Genomic DNA, 16,705 nt, shown 5'->3' on the forward strand with positions numbered 1-16,705 from the left:
CCGTCGGGCCGAGTGCCGAGGGTCTGGTCCGCCCTGGTTCCCGCCGACAACGGTCCTGTTCGAGTTCACCGGCCGCCGCTGGTTCCGATGTGGTACCTCGTCAGCGCGAACAGGATCAGGAGGTCGAGTGTCATCACGGAGATGGCCCACACCGGGTAGTACGGAACGAACATGAACTGGGTGATCAGGCTGATCCCTGCCGTCGCTGCGCCGGCCCCGCGGCCCCAGCTCTTGTCCGTCAGGACCCCGAGGCCGGCGACGACGAGTGCCACTCCGACGACGAGGTGAATGACGCCCCAGGAGGTCAGGTCGAACCGGTAGGCGTACTGGGACGAGGAGGCGAACAGGCTGTCCTGCGCGATGCCTGATACGCCCATCAGAATGCTGAGCGGTCCGCTGAGCATCATCATGGCCCCGGCGGCCAGGGATGCACTGCTGATCACTTTGCCGCTGTCGGGCCCCCCGTGCCCTCGCTGTGCCTTGCCAGGCATCGCTGTCATAGCCGTCGCCTTCCTGTACAGCGCGGTCACCGACGCACAATGGCTGTGCGAAGCCAGCCGCGTCTCCCTGACAGGATCACCGCAAACCTCCGGCGCCGCGACTGCAACCGGCCCCCGCCCGGCCCTGGACGACCACCAGGCCGAAACCTCGCCACACAGCTGGTGGCGGTCGGCTGCGGTCGCGTTTCGCTGAGCTGTGGTTGTCGGCTCCCGCGTACGGCGTGCGGCGTGCGGTCCGATCCGGTCCCCGACCGGAAGCGGGAGGCGCCCCCCTTTACCCCGAGGGCCGTTCACTCCAGGCCGCGTGAACTCGCTCGACCTCACCGAGGTACTGCGCCAGATGGAAGCGAACCTCCTCAACAGCCCCGCACTCGAAGTCCGGGTACGTCAGGCCGGACCAGATGACCGTCTCGCCTTGGAGCCGCACCCTGACAGTGAGCCCGCCCGGGTCCGACTCGGATTGACCGTGAGCCGCCACCCTCACATCGCGAGGCGTATCCGTCGGGTAGAGCGGTCCGCCCGGGCGGAGAAGTTCCCTCGGGTGCAGGCCGACCGCTCTGCTGTCGCTGCGCGTCACCAGGTCGAGTCCATCGACAAAGAGGTAGGTGTGCACGGCGGTGCACGCCGGCGGCCCAGGACACGTACTGATCAGCAATGCGCTCATCGCAGCACCGCTCCGGCGATCGGGCATCACGGCCCGAAGCTCGCCCGGGGCTCTACGCGGCATCGGCCTCATGTGACGTCATGGGCCGAGCATAGCGACAGCGCGGTCCCGGTATCGGACCCGCCGGAGCCTCGCTGCCCCTCGACAACCGCGTGGTGCAGCAGGCCGCTCAGCCGCCAGACGACGGCGATCGTCAGCGCGGCGGCTCCGATGTGCAGGCCGTCGCTGAGCATCACGTGCCGCAGCGCCTGGCGGGCCTTGCCCGCTGTTGCAGCCTGCTTGAGAGCCGAGTGGTCCAGCGTCGCCCAGTGGCCTGCGGCGAGAACGGTGAGCCACCAGACGGTGAGCAGGGGGTTACCGCGACGGCGCCACGGCGCGGGCTGGGCGGCGGCCCACAGGTCATTGATGAACATCTTCGGTATGAACAGCTGCACCAGGGGAATCGGCCAGCCGAAGAGCGCCCAGGCACGGTGGCGGCGCTGCCCCTCGGGCCAGACCGTGTCGGCGAGTGAGCGCATGCTGTCGAGCCAGAGGACGAACAGCAGCATGGTCGCGAGGAACGCCGCCTGCAACCACCCAGTCAGGTTCCCGAACCACATGTCGGCCCTGACCAACGCCTCACCGTCGTCGGACGGCTCCAGCGGTTGTGCCAGCAGAACCTGGTACTTGTGCCAGCCCGCCACCTCGGCGGCCACCGTCAGCGACGCGAAGCAGACGAGCATGCCGCACGTCCACCGGGCGAGCCCGCCCGGCAACGCCGTTTTGCCCCTCATGCCGTACCTCCTGAGGCCCGCTTGTGCGGACTTTCCGCAGGTCACAGCGGATCTTAGCCATTGGTACGACCGGAAGTCACGGCTCCGTTTCCCGAGATCGACGTCAGCTCGATTTTGCGATGGCTGTTGTTGCAGCCATGCGGCGTACTGCTTCGGTGATCAGTTCGGGTGTGGTGGCCAGGTTCAGTCGGACGTGTCCTGCACCGCCGGTTCCGAAGGAGGGCCCGGAGTTGAGGGCGACCTTGCCGTGTTCGAGGAAGACGGCCGCCGGGTCGTCGCCCAGTCCCAGGTCCCGGCAGTCCAGCCAGGCGAGGTAGGTGCCCTCGCCGGGTTCGTAGCGGACGCCGGGCAGGTGTTCGGCGAGGAGCTCGACGAGCAGTCTGCGGTTGGCGGCGAGGTCGTCCAGCAGGTCGTCGAGCCACGGTGTGCCGTCGCGCAGGGCCGCGGTGTGGGCGATGACGCCCAGGTGGCTCGGACCTTCCTGCACCCACGCGGGGATCCGGGCGAGGCCGTCGGCCGCGGTGGGGCCCGCGAGCGCGACGGCGGCCTTGAGACCGGCGAGGTTCCATGCCTTCGACGCCGACATCAGCGCCATGCCGTTCTCGGCACCCGGGACGCTCAGGTAGGGAACGAACACGGCCCCCGGCATCACGAGGGGAGCATGGATCTCGTCGGAGACGACGCGGACGCCGTGCCGGGCGGCCAGGGCGGCAACGGTGGTCAACTCGTCGGCGGTGTGCACGGTCCCGGTGGGGTTGTGCGGACTGCACAGCAGGAACACCGGTCGAGGACCGTGCTGGGCGGCGCGGACGAACGCCTCCTCCAGGGCTGCGAAGTCGATGCGCTGGCCATCGCCCAGCGGGGCTTCTTCGATGCGCCGGCCGGTGTGTTCCACGAAGTGGTAGAACGGCGCATAGACGGGGCAGTTGATCACCACGGCGTCGGCCGGAGTGGAGATCACGTCGAGGATCTCGACGATGCCGCGCATCACGTCCGGCATCATCGCCGTGCGCTCCACGCTGATGCCGTCCCAGTCCCACCGCTTACGGGCGAACTCCGCCAGCGCCTCGGCGTATGCGGTGCCGGCCGGGTACCCGGTGTCGCCGCGGGTGACCGCGTCCGTGATGGCCCGGGCCACCGGTTCCGCCAGCAGTACGTCCATCTCGGCCACGAACAGGGGCAGCACGTCGCGGGGATAGACGTGCCATTTCTCGCTCGTACGCAGCCGGAGCTGGTCGAGGGACAGCTGACGCAGGGGATTCGCTGCTTTGGGTATGCCGCCGTTCGCGCTGTTCATGCAGCAAAGGGTATGCGGCATTTTGTGCAAAGTGTTTGCCTTATGCCGCTCTGAGCGGCAGCAGATGCGAAAATTCGCCGCATGGACGAGATTGACCGCGAAATCCTTGCACAGCTCCAGCAGGACGGCAGGCAGACGATCACGGAGCTGGCCGAACGTGTACGGGTCAGCGTGTCCCGCTGCCAGCGCCGTCTGCGGGAGCTCGAACGCACCGGCGTGATCAGTGGCTACCACGCCGCCCTCAATGCCGCCGCCGTCGGGCTGGGCTTCGAGGTCCTGGTCTTCGTCCACCTGCGCCACGGCGACCGCGAGCAGCTCGCGGCATTCGACGAAGGACTCGCGGCCATCCCCGAGGTGATCCAGGCGGAGCGGCTGTTCGGCACCCCCGACTATCTGCTGCGTGTGGTGACCGAAGACCTCGATGCCTACCAGCGCCTCTTCGAGGACAAACTGGCCACGCTGCCCAACGTGAACCAGCTCATGTCGACGATCGTCATGAAGCGGGTGATCGCCGGCCGCCCCATGCCCATCTAGCGGCGTCGTTCGAGACCCAACGGGCCGCGAACGGCCATTGCGTTCATGGGCGGCTGACTCCTGATGGTCGACGCGTTGGTGCAGCTCTTATGACGTCGCGAGCCTCGCGTCAGGGGGCAAGGCTGCTTCGTCAGGGGGCAAGGCTGCTTACGGCATGACAGCGCTCACGGAGGAGCGCAAGCTGGGAGGAGTGCGGGGGTGACACCTGGCGATCGGTCAGGCGAGGCGAGCTGCACAAATGGCGTCTAGGCCCGCCGGAGGTCGCGTCGTTCCGGCCCAGAACGTCCGCCGAGTTCGTCGGGTGCTGAGAGACGAAAGGTCACTCATGCCGCATTCCATGCGCGCGCTCGTAGCCAGCGAGGTCGGCGAGCCGAACGATGTCCTGCGACTGGAATCCCGGCCTGTTCCCACGCCAGAAGCCGGCCAGGCGTTGATCCGTGTGAAGGCGACTCCGATTCACGCCAGCGATCTGCACGTATTGCGTGGCCGCTACGGCTTCTCCCCCGAATTCCCCACTGTCGGCGGGCACATGGAATGCGTGGGCCGCATTGAGGCCCTGGGTCCGGGTACGGAGGGACTGAAGATCGGCGAGCGTGTAGTGGCCGTTGCTGTCCCGGCCCTACCCGGGCCGCGTGTGGTCGGCACCTGGCAGGAATACCTTGTTGCCGATGCACACAGGCTTCTGCCGGTCCCCGACCGTCTGAGTGACTCCAGCGCCTGTCAACTCGCTGTCAACCCGTTGACCGCACTGCTCCTGGTGACTCACGAACTCGGCGTACAGCCGGGAGAATGGTTGTTGCAGACGGCGGCGGGCTCCACCGTCGGCCGGCTCGTCATTCAGCTGGCCAGGCATCTGGGGATTCGCACGATCAATGTGGTGCGGCGGCGCAATGCCGTTGAGGAGATCAAGGCGCTCGGTGGCGACGAGGTCATTTGCACTGAGGACGAGGACCTGTTGCAGCGTGTGGCTGAGATTGCGGGACCGGCCGGCGTGCGCAAAGCCATCGACTGTGTCGCGGGCCGCGTAGGCGCCCAGGTGTCCCAGGCATTGGCCCCGGGAGGAGAGGTCGTGGTCTACGGCGCGCTCTCCACCCATCGGCAGACCGACTCGGCGGCGCTGACGATTCCGCTACTGGCGCGCTCAATCATCTACGAGACCAAAGTGGTCCGTGGCTTCTGGCTGAACCGCTGGTTCGGCACCGCCTCATCCACGGACGCGATGCGCGCACTGTCCGAGGTTCGCAGCCTCGTCGCTGATGAGGTACTGAGCATTCCCCAAGGCCGGCCGTTCCCGCTCGAACGCTTCACTGAAGCCATCTCGTTCGCCGAAACACCCGCTCATGGCGCCAAACCGCTCCTCGTCTTCGAAGACGGCCGGGACAAAGGCGACGAGTAGGACGCGGTACTTGGATAGCGGCACCCTCGTGCACGCTTCCCCGCCCGGATGGGCAGAACCCACACCGGACCCTACGGTCCGCACAGGTTCGCTCAGCTGATCAGAGACGCTCAGGCGCCTGCGGCCGTGACGATGGCGTCGGTGGCGAAGCCGAGCAGGAGACCGAGGAGGATGCACCAGGTGGTGAGGGTCTTGAGGCCGGTCCTGCGGGCGACGGCCAGCAGCTCGATGACGACGTAGAGGATCGAGCCCGCGGCGAGGCCGAGGAAGGCGATCGACAGGGTGTCGTTGACCACGTGCTGGCCGACGAGGGTGCCGAGAAAGGTGGGGCCGCCGCCGATCAGGCCGAGCCGGAGCAGGGTGAGCCAGGACGGGCGTTCGCCCTCGGCGGCCAGCGGGGCGACGATGCCGAAGCCCTCGGTGGCGTTGTGCAGGCCGAAGCCGATGATCAGCAGGAGGGCCAGGGAGAGTTCGCCCTGGGCGGCGGAATTGCCGATGGCCAGGCCCTCGGCGAAGTTGTGCAGGCCGATGCCGGTGGCGATCATCAGCGCGAGCGAGCCCGCCTGGCTGCGGGGCTTCTGTGCCAGTTCGGCGGTGGCGGCGGCGCCGGGGCCCGTGGTCCGATCGGCGGCTTCGCGACGGCGGGCGATCCAGCCGTCGTAGTGGACAAGCCCGGCGAGTCCGATGGTCAGGCCTGCGACCAGGGTGAAGCCCCCGGACGCCACCGTTCCCCAGGTGTGCTTGCCGAGCGCCTCGTCGATGGGCTCCCAGGCGTGGGTCAGTACGTCCCAGACGAGGAAGATCAGGATGCCGATGGCAACGGCGTTCAGACCGGCCCTGAGCCGGGGCGTGGGGGTGCGGAGGCGACCGAGGGGGAGGCCGAGGTAGATGGTGAAGCCTGCGATGGCTCCGAGCAGGGCGATGCTGCTGCTGGACATGGGAACTCCGGTCTGACGTGCACAGGAAGCGCCCAGAACGTAAGGCAGGCAAGGCTTGCCTAACAAGCTGCGAAGCTCGGCTTGAGCGAAGCTTGGGAAAGTCATTACGTGTTCCTGTCCGTGGCGCGGATGCAATCCCATCGAGCGTCGCGTTCGTATCACTTCACGGAGGCGATACACCTCGGTGGCCAACGCCAACGTGGCCACCCTCGGCGACGCCGTGCGCCGCCGAGGGTTCGAGCTCATCCGACTGAGCAGCGGCCGGTGACGCGCGAGAAGGCGGCCGATGGTCTCGGTGCGAAGCGCAGGCCGAGCACGGCGGCCGAGGCCCCGGAGCCGGTCTGCGCCGTCAATCAGGCGCTCCGGGCCGACTGCCCGCCTCGACCGGACTTCTCCATCCACAAGAACAACTGGAGTCACCATGAACTCCGCCGCTGCCACCGACGCCACCCCGGGACTGGCGGCCTGCTGCGCCGTGGGCAATGCGGTGCTGCACGGTCTCCTTGTCCCCGATCACCTTGAGGAGAGGTTCTACATCGGCGTGCTGTTCGCCGTGGGCAGTGTCGTCATGTTGGCGGTGGCGGTGGGGCTGGTGACCTTGAAGCGCCCGATGGTCGCGTGGCTGACCGGGGTCATCGTCAGCCTCGGCATGATCGTCGGTTTTCTGCTGTCGCGCACCGTCGGCCTGCCGGGCGGCTACTACGAACCCGGCTGGGAGCCGCCGTACGGCCCCCTGTCCTTGATTGTCGAGGGGCTGTTCGTCCTCGCTTTTCTCGCCTGGATGGGAGAGAGGCCGATGCCCCAAGCCGTCCCGAAGCCGTCGGTGACAGCAGACAGCGCGCGAACCGCGCCGGGGCGTTAGAGCGTCCGAGGACAAATCCCCCCGCGGCAACGCACCTTGCGCGTAGCATGATGGCCCACGGAAGACCCACAGTGACGATGCGGTCACACATCGCCATGAGTGCAGGGCACGCCCACTTCGGCATGCGGCGGACGTCCTGCGGGTCGGATGACGTGGGGGGGCGTCATGGCGGATTCATCTGCTCAGCGGATTCGCGCGCGTGTACGTGTTTTCCGGTCGCGCGTGGAGCCGGTCGTCACGCGGTGCGTGCTGTTGGGCATCGTTGCGCTCGGCATCTTGGCGCAGTTCGTCAAACCGGTGGGTGACCTTCTCGAGGGAAGGATCTTTCTTGGCGGGTCACTGCTCAGTGGGGTCGCCTACATCCTGTACGGCGCCCTGAAAGACCTGGCGGACGTACCACCGAATGGCCGCAACGCACCGCCGGTCACCAATCCGCACTCCTTGGGCCCCTACATCGATGAAGCCTTCACCGCTCGCACGGTGAACATTCGCTTCATCGGCTATACGGGAGAGACCCTCTTCCTGCACCTGCAACGCCTTCTGCTGGATGTCCTCACCACCCCGGGGCGCACCCGTTCGGTCACGGTCCGGATCCTGGTTCCCGACCTGTCGGGACCCGTCGGGCTCCCCTGTACGCTCCACCAGGACGGCTCAACGTCCGACGATCCCGAATTTCGCGAATACCAAACCCGCAGAACCAGGGATTATTCCCATCACATGGCCGGGCTTGCGCTGCGACTACGGGAAGCCGGGATTGATGTCACCGTCGAGTTTCGAACCTATCCCGGAATTCCGGTCTTCAAGCTCTACATCTTCAACGAGGACATGGCTTTCGCCGGGTTCTATGACGTGGCCTGGACGTCAGGCTTCCCCATCCACGACCCGACCCGCACTCTACTGAACCCGAAAGGTCCGCTGACCAGCATTCACGGCTGGAACTCCAGAAACGGAAACGACGAGTCAAAGCGCTTCGTCAGGGACAGTGCGGAGTTCTTCGAAGGACTGTGGAAGATATCCGCCGAGCTTGTGTAGTCAGTCAATCAATCAGCCGGCCGCTTGCTCGCAGTGTCGGTGGTCAGCCCCACTGCGGCCCAGACGCTTTGAATACGGGTGTCCATCTGCGGGCATGGCCAGCAATACTCTCGACACCAGCGGGGCTACTCCACCTCGATGCCGTACTCCTGGACAGTCCCAGTCGCCGCTTGATCTCCGTCGGAAGGAACCAAGCACCAGCACCGTGGTTGTACGTTGCCGGACCACATCATGCCGCCGGTCAGCGCCGGCTCTTGATCTCGCCCAGCGTCTGTTCGACCGGGCCCGCCAAGACGTCGACCAGACCGTAGCGGTTCCGCACCTCGCGGTTTGTCTGTTCGGAGAATGTACGATCTTCCTCACCCACCGGCGCGATCACCGGCGCGACGTCTACACCATGTGACCCAAAGCGCCAATAGGTAGTGACGCGGCGCTTTTTTCTCGTATAAAAATCGATCGCATTGTTTTCTGTCACATCGGCCGTTTGGACGATGGTGTCGTTCTCTTTCTGCCCCGCCTTCACCCAATAGGGCAGATCGGCGCCCCGCCAGGAGTAACGAGGCCCTCCGAAACTCCCCATAACGAGCCGGTCTTTACGCGCCAAGCTCAGGGTGGCGTAGAACGTCAGCTTGTCGAAATGCGTGTCGATGGGAAGCTGAACAACGGTTCGCGTGAGCGACTCGTCCTCCGCCTCGACCCAGTGTCCGGCGGGAATCCACGGCTGCGCCGACACCAGCTTGCCGGGCTGGTAGACCTCCCTGCGGGTGAGCGGGTGCTTCTCCCGGTATCTGGCCCATTGCTCGGCACCCTCCCGCCACTTCGAGCGGGCCAGGTCCGTCGAGCTCACCGTCACGTCCTCTCCCATGGCATGGAACTCGGCGCCCAGCACATAGAAACTCACATCGCTGTGGTTCACGAGCTTGATGTCGACCGGCACGGAGAACGCCTTGCGGTCCGCATTGAGCACCGCCTTACCCACGTCCATCTGCACGAGAGGGGCGACCTCGCGCCGGTACGGCTGAAAGAGGTACTGGTAGCTGAAATTGGCGACCGCCACGATCGTGGAGACAATGAGTGCCGCAGCCACCCGCTTCGGAGTGGGGATCTCATCCAGTCTTCGCCACACCTGGATGACGGCCAATAGCGAACCCACGCCGAGCACAATGGACAGTACCTTGTAGCCGACTCTCTCGCCGTCACTCCATGTCTGAAACGCGAGCAAGGCGTTCGTCAACAACGCCACGCCGGTGCCGATCAGCGCGACCACTCCAAAGTTGGAAACCGGCCCTCGGATCCAACAGTCCACGACAGCGGCAACACCCACGACCATGATGAGGGCTGCCAGCACGAGAGCCGCTCCGGTGACGCAACCCGGGAAAGTCAGAGCACCCTTGAAGTCCTTGAAGCCGCACCAGCCCACCAGCAGCGCCGTCAGAAGCAGAAGCAGCACAACCCCTGCCATTTCCGCCCGCGAGCATTTGGATTTCGTCAGGCCCCGTCTCACCATCACATGCGAGCCGGCGCGGGACCCCGAGTTGGGCCCTAAGGAATTCGTCACATGATCACCTCCTGGCGATACACCGGAATCCGATCATTATGCTCCGACGTGATCCAAGCGGTCACTATCCGCATTCCGCCGGTCGGCCCACCCAGCCTGCGCGAAAGTTGTATCGAGCGGCCCCGTCCGACATTTCCGTTCAGTAGATATCGTGCTCGGAGACTCCGGACGTACCCCAGGGCGCCTGCGTTCTCATCTGCCGGGCTGGATTAGGTCGAGTGCGTGGTCGGGGTGCGGCTTGCGGTAGTCGGTGGCGTGGGCGGCGTTGGTCCAGCCGGTGGGGCGGGCCAGGGCGATCGCGAGGTTGCGGAGAATGGCCATCGCGCGAGGCGTGTTCCCGGTGCGGATCTTCGAGGCGTCCTTGGCAAGGGTGGTGTCCCGGACGTGGTGATGGGCCTCGACGTGCCAGTGCTCGCGCACGGCCCCGGCGAGCAGGGCGTCAGTCACGCAGAACAGGGGGGCTCAACTGGTCACTCAATCGCATGGAAGAGTGGATCTGGCCTCAGAGCCACTCCACCTCGAAGACAATCCCCGCAGCGCCTCCAGGCCCCGGCAACGGCGTCCGGGAGGACGCTGCCGGTACAGACGGGCGAGGGTCAGAAGCGCCGACCGCAACCAGCGCGGCGGCCACCTCGTCCCCGCTCACCCCCACCTGGGCCTCAATCACCCGATCGAGTGCCTCGCTCACCTCAGTGCGCGTGACCACTCGAAGCCGGCGTCGGACCGGCGTTCTTGACCGTCAGAGGCAGCAACTTCACGCCGGACGGGCCGATTTGAATATGAGTGTCCATCTGCGGGCACAGACCAACAGGACCACATCCACTGTGACCCGCGGCCGTTGTGGGCCGCGTGCTGGTGCCGAACCCCGCACGGAAGGCTGACCCGCCCCCGCGCCGGGTTCACACCCGTTTCAGGAGTTTTGGGCCACGACCCTGCCACCCGGGACGGCGTTCCTGCGCTCCTGCATGTGGGCATAGCACGTGAGACCGAGGAGGACCGCGAGGAGCACGGCGGACGAGCCCCCCGTGCCGAGGTCGAGACCGCCCTTGGCGATGGGCTTGGTCAGGAAGTCACCCGCGGTGGCACCGAGCGGACGGGTGAGCACGAATGCGATCCAGAACAGCAGGACGTTGGGAACGGCCGGTACCCGCATCAGGAGGAGGAGCACCGCCAGCAGTCCTGAGACCAGGAGTGCGCCACCCAGGTAGCCGAGCCCGGAACTGTCGGACAGAAAGTCCCCCATGGACGTGCCCAGCGTGTTGGAGACGAGAATCGCCGACCAGAAGAGGGCCTCACCGCGGAACGTCGTGATGTCCCGGATGACGAAGGTCATCCCGGTGAACTTCCAGACCGCGAAGATCACAACCAGGATCGAGGTCAGGATAGCGGCGCCGACCGGGTAACCCAGTCCCAGGCCCTGCGGTCCCCAGCCCAGCGAGGTGGCCCCGTTGGAGAGGTACTTTTCGCTGGCGTCTCGGTTCATGAAGTCGGACATCGTGGTGCCCGCCATGCTGGTGGACAGGATGACGGTCCAGTAGAAGAGAGGGTTGTACCGCTTGGAGTTGAGCTGGACGACGAGCGTGACCACGAAGACCAGGAACAGGGCGATCGTCGTCAGGAAGTAGCCCAGTTTGAGAGTCTGGGAGAAGAGGTCACCGGCCGTCTCGCCAAGGGTCGTCGCAGCGATCTTCATGATCCAGAAGGCCAGGGTGACCTCTGGCAGCTTCTTCATGACGTACTTGTCGGCGCTGGCGACATCCAGGTCGGTCATCACTTCCGGCTGTTCCATGCTCTCGGCTCCCCATCGCTCGGTACCGCGATGCCCCGCTTCCTCGGCCCGGAACATCGCGTGGAACAGGCGGCTCGGACTGTCATAGGCATGCCACGCCCTTGTTGTGCGGCGAGGCGGGTCCGCCTTTCCTCTGGTCCCCTCATACGGACAATGACGATGGCCCGTTCGACACGTACGTCGATGCAGAGACGGTCTTTGCCTTCGGTGTCCTGCAGGGCGGCCGGCCGGAAAAAATTGCGACACGGTGCCGGACTGACTCAGCCACTCACCGGAGAGTGACGCCGAACAGCCGGCCTGGAGTGCGCAAGCGAGGCGAGGTCCAGTCGAAGCGTCCACCTGACGACCGGCGAGTGGGTGATTGCGGAAGCGGCACAACGGGGCAGGGGCGTCCCAGAACGCCCCTGCCAGAGGACTCCTGCCACACAGGGCTCAACCAGCTACTTGTTCACCACGGTCAGAGGCAGGAGCTTCTTCTCTGTCGGCCCCATCTGAATCTGTGTGTCCATGGCTGGGCAGCTGGTCACCCACACTCACGCCCAGACCCTGGTCAAAGCCTTCAGACGGCGAGCGGGTACTGCCCGGTGCCGGTTGCGCGGACGCAACGGGCAAGGTCCCGGCCGGGCAAGAACACGCATGGGCACGGCACGTGAGTCGACGGGCGGGCCACCTCCACCAGGAACCGAAGAAGTGCAGGGCCGGGTCTCTGAACTGCGGCTGTGGACTTGATCAACGCTGCGACTGCGACCTGGCCGGGATCCACCGATGAGTTCCGCCGGCTGGGCCGGTCTACCAGGACGTACGCCATCGAGCCACCAACTGGAGACCCACCATGACGAATCCCGCACACCCCGGCCGCATGCTGTTCGTGAACATCCCCGTAGCGGACCTCGAGCTCAGCAAGGCGTTCTTCGCCAAGCTCGGGTTCAGCTTCAACCCGAAGTTCACCGACGAGACCGCCGCCTGCATGCTGGTCGGCGAGCACGCCTTCGTCATGCTGCTCAGCCGCGAGAAGTTCGCGGAGTTCGCGAAGCTGCCGATGGCCGATCCCACCACGCACACGCTGGCGCTGTACTGCTTCAGCGTGTCGTCCCGCGACGAGGTCGATACGGTCAGCGCCGCTGCGCTCGCGGCGGGCGGCTCCAAGGCAGATGACGCCGAGGACTACGGCTTCATGTACTCACGCAGCTTCTTCGACCTCGACGGCCACGGCTGGCAGGTCATGTGGATGGACCCGGCGGCGGCGGAGCAGGGTCCCGAGGCGTTCGCGGCCTCCACGCAGGACGCCGACACACCGGCCTGACCCACCGCGTTCCGCACATGCGCCGTCGCCCTGCGGCCGACCGCCCCAGCCACGACGGTTCCGACCTCATGCACTGTGTGCCTGCCTCTTGGAGAAAGTTGAGGTTCGGCTCCGTCGAGGGCCTCACAGCGCCAGATTCACGGGCTCGAACGCCACCACGCCGAGAGCCCCTCCCAGATGGGAAGGGGCTCAAAGGCCACACGGTCTCGCACAAGCCTGGAACGAGCCTTCAGATCCACTCCACCTCGGAGACGATGTGCAGGGCACTGCCAGGACCCGGCAGGGGCGTCCGAGAGGACGCCAGCGGCGCCGACGGGCGAGGGGCGAGGCGACGACCGCAGTCAGAGCCGCAGCCGCCTCCTCCTCGCTCGCCCCCGCCAGCGCCTCAAACACCCGATCGAGTGCCTCGCTCACCTCAGTGCGCGTGACCACTCGAAGCCGGCGTCGGACCAGCGTTCTTGACCGTCAGAGGCAGCAACTTCACGCCGGTCGGGCCGATTTGAATATGAGTGTCCATCTGCGGGCAGACACCGCAGTCGAAGCACGGAGTCCACCGGCAGTCCTCGACCTCGGTCTCGTCGAGGGAGTCCTGCCAGTCCTCCCAGAGCCAGTCCTTGTCCAGGCCCGAGTCCAGGTGGTCCCAGGGGAGGACCTCCTCGTAGGTGCGCTCGCGGGTGGTGTACCAGTCGACGTCCACGCCGAAGGGGGCCAGGGCCTTGTCGGCGCAGGCCATCCAGCGGTCGTAGGAGAAGTGCTCGCGCCAGCCGTCGAAGCGGCCGCCGTCGTCGTAGACCGCGCGGATGACCGCGCCGATGCGGCGGTCACCGCGCGAGAGCAGGCCCTCGACGATGCCGGGCTTGCCGTCGTGGTAGCGGAAGCCGATCGAGCGGCCGTACTTCTTGTCGCCGCGGATCTTGTCGCGGAGCTTCTCCAGGCGGGCGTCAGTCTCCTCGGCGGAGAGCTGGGGCGCCCACTGGAAGGGGGTGTGGGGCTTCGGGACGAAGCCGCCGATCGAGACCGTGCAGCGGATGTCGTTCGATCGGGAGACCTCGCGGCCCTTGGCGATGACCTTCGTCGCCATGTCGGCGATCTGGAGGACGTCGTCGTCGGTCTCCGTCGGCAGGCCGCACATGAAGTACAGCTTCACCTGGCGCCAGCCGTTGCCGTAGGCCGTGGAGACCGTACGGATGAGGTCCTCTTCCGAGACCATCTTGTTGATGACCTTGCGCATGCGCTCGGAGCCGCCCTCGGGGGCGAAGGTGAGGCCGGAGCGGCGGCCGTTGCGGGTCAGCTCGTTCGCCAGGTCGACGTTGAAGGCGTCCACGCGGGTGGAGGGGAGGGAAAGACCGATCTTGTCTTCCTCGTAGCGGTCCGCGAGGCCCTTGGCGATGTCGCCGATCTCCGAGTGGTCCGCGGAGGACAGGGACAGGAGGCCGACCTCCTCGAAGCCCGTCGCCTTCAGGCCCTTGTCGACCATCTCGCCGATGCCCGTGATGGAGCGCTCGCGCACCGGGCGGGTGATCATGCCCGCCTGGCAGAAGCGGCAGCCGCGGGTGCAGCCGCGGAAGATCTCCACCGACATGCGCTCGTGGACCGTCTCGGCCAGGGGGACGAGGGGCTGCTTGGGGTAGGGCCACTCGTCCAGGTCCATGACCGTGTGCTTGGACACGCGCCACGGGACACCCGACTTGTTGGGGACCACGCGGGCGATACGGCCGTCGGCGAGGTACTCGACGTCGTAGAACGCGGGGATGTAGACGCCACCGGTGCGCGCCAGGCGGAAGAGAACCTCCTCGCGGCCGCCGGGGCGGCCCTCCGCCTTCCACTCACGGATGATCTTCGTCATGTCGAGCACGGCCTGCTCGCCGTCACCGATGACCGCCGCGTCGATGAAGTCGGCGATCGGCTCGGGGTTGAAGGCCGCGTGGCCGCCCGCGAGGACGATCGGGTCGTCGACCGTGCGGTCCTTGGACTCCAGGGGGATGCCGGCCAGGTCCAGGGCCGTGAGCATGTTCGTGTAGCCCAGCTCCGTGGAGAAGGACAGGCCGAACACGTCGAAGGCCTTCACCGGGCGGTGGCTGTCCACCGTGAACTGGGGGACGCCGTGCTCCCGCATCAGCGCCTCCAGGTCCGGCCAGACGCTGTAGGTGCGCTCGGCGAGGACGCCCTCCTGCTCGTTCAGTACCTCGTAGAGGATCATGACGCCCTGGTTGGGCAGGCCGACCTCGTACGCGTCCGGGTACATGAGCGCCCAGCGGACGTCGCTGGACTCCCACGGCTTGACCGTGGAGTTGAGCTCTCCGCCGACGTACTGGATCGGCTTCTGCACATGCGGGAGCAGAGCTTCGAGCTGCGGGAAAACAGACTCGGCGGCCTCGGCGGATTCGGCAGGCATCTCAACGAACCTTCGTGAGCTGACAGGGGTGACCATCAAGCGTAACCCGCTCGCGGACCTCCCCCGGACGCCCTGGAGGCTCAGGACGCCCTGGACGCCCTGGACGCTCAGACGGACGTGCCGGACCTGATCTCCGCCCAGACTCCCGGCAGCTCGGCCTCGTCGGCCGCCGCCTGCTGTTCCTCGCGCCCGTACAGCAGCCCGTACGTGAAGGCGCTCTCTCCCGCCGCGTGTGCCACGGCGGACAGCTCGCGCAGGGTCTGGCGGGCCATGACGCTGTCCTGGTGGTCGCCGAGCAGGGTCTGCAGGGTCTTCATGTCCTTGGTCAGGGCGGCGGCCGGGTCACCGAGGGCGGGGGTGGCGGCCTCGGCCGCGTAGCGGGCCAGCTTGGCCTTCTTCCGGGCCTCGTGCAGGGCGAGGTCGCGGTCGTGTCCGGGCGGCTGGTTCATGCCCTGCTCGACCAGGTCGGCGACCGTCGCGAAGCCCTTCCGTACGGCCTTGGCGATCACCTTCTCCGGCTTGCCGGCGGCCGCCTCCAGCAGCGGCGGGTCGGCGACCAGGGCGTCCAGGGTGCCGAGCAGGGTCAGGTACCGCTGGGAGTCCAGGACGCCGATGAGACGGCTGCGCGCTCCGCCGTGGCTGGCGCTCGCCCAGAGGTGGAGCCGCTCGTGGACGGGGCCGGTGACCAGTTCGCCGGGCAGCGCGTCGAGGGCGGCCGTCAGGCGCTCGGTGAGCACCTCCCGGTCGCGGTCGAGACCCAGCTCGCCCGCCAGCCACTTCAGATCCGCGCCGATCGGGTCGGTGACGGTGCGGTCGAGGACCTTGCGGAAGGAGCGGAAGGTACTGCGCATCCGGCGGGTGGCGACCCGCATCCTGTGCACGGAGTCCTCGACGTCCCGTCGTACGGCCGGGTCGAGCTCGACGATCGCGTCCCGCTGGTCACGGACGTAGGCGAGGATGTGGTCACCGGCGCTGACCGGTGCCTTCGGCTTCTTCGGCCCGCCGCGGGCCTTCTTTCCGGAGGGTGCGGTCTCGGCCAGTGCCCTGGCCAGCTTCGACGGCGCCTTCGACGGTCGTACGCCCGCCTTGCGCAATCGTTTCTCCACCTTGTCGAGGAGGTCCGGGTCCACGCTCTCCGCGAGCTCGACCTCGATCTCGGTCCACTGGGCGGTGCCGCCGCCCTCGGTGAGCCGCTCGGCCCGTACCGCGTCGACGCTGGCCTCGGCGAGCAGCTTGCCCTCGGTGTCGACGAGGTGGCGCAGGTCGCGGGCGGAACGGAGCCGGACGACGGGGATCAGTTCGGCGTCGCGGACGCGGGAGCGCACCAGAGCGGCGAGCTCGTCCGGGAGGGCGTCGGAGAGCGGCGCCTGGATCTCGTCGCGGACGCCGGTGGAGACCGGGAACTTCAGGTGCCACCCGGCGTCGGTGCCGCCGGTGCGGCGGCGCAGGGTGACGGAGGAGGCGGCCAGGCGTTCGTCGGCCGTGTCGTAGTAGGTGGCGTCCAGCTCCACGACGCCCTTGTCCAGGACGTCCGCGACCCCGCCGACGCGGGTCAGGTCGGGCAGGCCACTGTCGTCGGATTCGTACTTGCGCTCGATCTCGCGTTTCGCATCCGCCATGCACCGAATCTAGTGGTCTGCGGGCCCGGATGGCAGTGCACCACC

At 67.0% G+C, this 16,705-nt stretch carries 14 protein-coding genes; 5 read left to right on the forward strand and 9 right to left on the reverse strand.

Annotation, left to right across the window (positions count from 1 at the left end):
* Positions 1–65: 65 nt before the first annotated feature.
* The 3 genes from ACIPSA_RS04235 to ACIPSA_RS04245 form a co-directional block, all read right to left on the reverse strand.
* Entirely contained in the window at positions 66–443 is a 378-nt protein-coding gene (locus ACIPSA_RS04235; RefSeq protein WP_402628524.1) for a hypothetical protein, read from the reverse strand.
* A 789-nt stretch (positions 444–1,232) separates the two neighbouring features.
* Positions 1,233–1,937: a DUF4328 domain-containing protein gene (locus ACIPSA_RS04240; protein WP_402628525.1), complete on the reverse strand. Its 705-nt coding sequence runs from the start codon at positions 1,935–1,937 to the stop codon at positions 1,233–1,235.
* A 103-nt stretch (positions 1,938–2,040) separates the two neighbouring features.
* Positions 2,041–3,234 (reverse strand): MalY/PatB family protein, encoded by a 1,194-nt coding sequence (locus ACIPSA_RS04245; protein ID WP_402628527.1) that lies wholly within the window; start codon positions 3,232–3,234, stop codon positions 2,041–2,043.
* A gap of 81 nt (positions 3,235–3,315) precedes the next feature.
* Between ACIPSA_RS04245 and ACIPSA_RS04250 the strand changes: the two genes are divergently transcribed.
* Both ACIPSA_RS04250 and ACIPSA_RS04255 read left to right on the forward strand, forming a co-directional pair.
* A complete protein-coding gene (locus ACIPSA_RS04250; protein ID WP_402628528.1) occupies positions 3,316–3,768 on the forward strand; it encodes an Lrp/AsnC family transcriptional regulator in 453 nt (150 codons plus the stop codon).
* Positions 3,769–4,105: 337 nt separating this feature from the next.
* Entirely contained in the window at positions 4,106–5,164 is a 1,059-nt protein-coding gene (locus ACIPSA_RS04255) for a zinc-dependent alcohol dehydrogenase family protein (protein ID WP_402628530.1), read from the forward strand.
* 110 nt (positions 5,165–5,274) lie between these two features.
* Here the strand turns inward: ACIPSA_RS04255 and ACIPSA_RS04260 are convergent, their stop codons facing one another.
* The gene (locus tag ACIPSA_RS04260; protein WP_402628532.1) at positions 5,275–6,102 is read right to left on the reverse strand and encodes a ZIP family metal transporter; all 828 of its coding nucleotides are present in this window, start codon (positions 6,100–6,102) and stop codon (positions 5,275–5,277) included.
* 421 nt (positions 6,103–6,523) lie between these two features.
* Here ACIPSA_RS04260 and ACIPSA_RS04265 point away from each other — a divergent pair, with 421 nt between their 5' ends.
* Positions 6,524–6,964: a hypothetical protein gene (locus tag ACIPSA_RS04265; protein ID WP_402628534.1), complete on the forward strand. Its 441-nt coding sequence runs from the start codon at positions 6,524–6,526 to the stop codon at positions 6,962–6,964.
* A gap of 165 nt (positions 6,965–7,129) precedes the next feature.
* A complete protein-coding gene (locus ACIPSA_RS04270) occupies positions 7,130–7,996 on the forward strand; it encodes a hypothetical protein (RefSeq protein WP_402628536.1) in 867 nt (288 codons plus the stop codon).
* Between the two features lie 241 nt (positions 7,997–8,237).
* Here the strand turns inward: ACIPSA_RS04270 and ACIPSA_RS04275 are convergent, their stop codons facing one another.
* The 3 genes from ACIPSA_RS04275 to ACIPSA_RS04285 form a co-directional block, all read right to left on the reverse strand.
* The gene (locus tag ACIPSA_RS04275) at positions 8,238–9,554 is read right to left on the reverse strand and encodes a hypothetical protein (RefSeq protein WP_402628538.1); all 1,317 of its coding nucleotides are present in this window, start codon (positions 9,552–9,554) and stop codon (positions 8,238–8,240) included.
* A 192-nt stretch (positions 9,555–9,746) separates the two neighbouring features.
* Entirely contained in the window at positions 9,747–10,001 is a 255-nt protein-coding gene (locus ACIPSA_RS04280; RefSeq protein WP_402628540.1) for a hypothetical protein, read from the reverse strand.
* A 463-nt stretch (positions 10,002–10,464) separates the two neighbouring features.
* The gene (locus ACIPSA_RS04285; protein WP_402628542.1) at positions 10,465–11,343 is read right to left on the reverse strand and encodes a hypothetical protein; all 879 of its coding nucleotides are present in this window, start codon (positions 11,341–11,343) and stop codon (positions 10,465–10,467) included.
* 832 nt (positions 11,344–12,175) lie between these two features.
* On the opposite strand from ACIPSA_RS04285, the gene ACIPSA_RS04290 reads away from it, so the two are divergent.
* Positions 12,176–12,646 (forward strand): VOC family protein, encoded by a 471-nt coding sequence (locus ACIPSA_RS04290; RefSeq protein WP_402628544.1) that lies wholly within the window; start codon positions 12,176–12,178, stop codon positions 12,644–12,646.
* A 415-nt stretch (positions 12,647–13,061) separates the two neighbouring features.
* Here ACIPSA_RS04290 and ACIPSA_RS04295 read toward each other — a convergent pair whose 3' ends face one another.
* Positions 13,062–15,041 carry a TIGR03960 family B12-binding radical SAM protein gene (locus tag ACIPSA_RS04295; RefSeq protein WP_402628545.1) on the reverse strand — a complete coding sequence of 660 codons (1,980 nt, stop codon included), beginning with the start codon at positions 15,039–15,041 and terminating at the stop codon, positions 13,062–13,064.
* 107 nt (positions 15,042–15,148) lie between these two features.
* Positions 15,149–16,660, reverse strand: coding sequence for a CHAD domain-containing protein (locus ACIPSA_RS04300; RefSeq protein WP_402628547.1), 1,512 nt, complete (start codon positions 16,658–16,660; stop codon positions 15,149–15,151).
* Positions 16,661–16,705: the final 45 nt, after the last annotated feature.

Source organism: Streptomyces sp. NPDC086549, assembly GCF_044746205.1.
Lineage (GTDB): Bacteria > Actinomycetota > Actinomycetes > Streptomycetales > Streptomycetaceae > Streptomyces.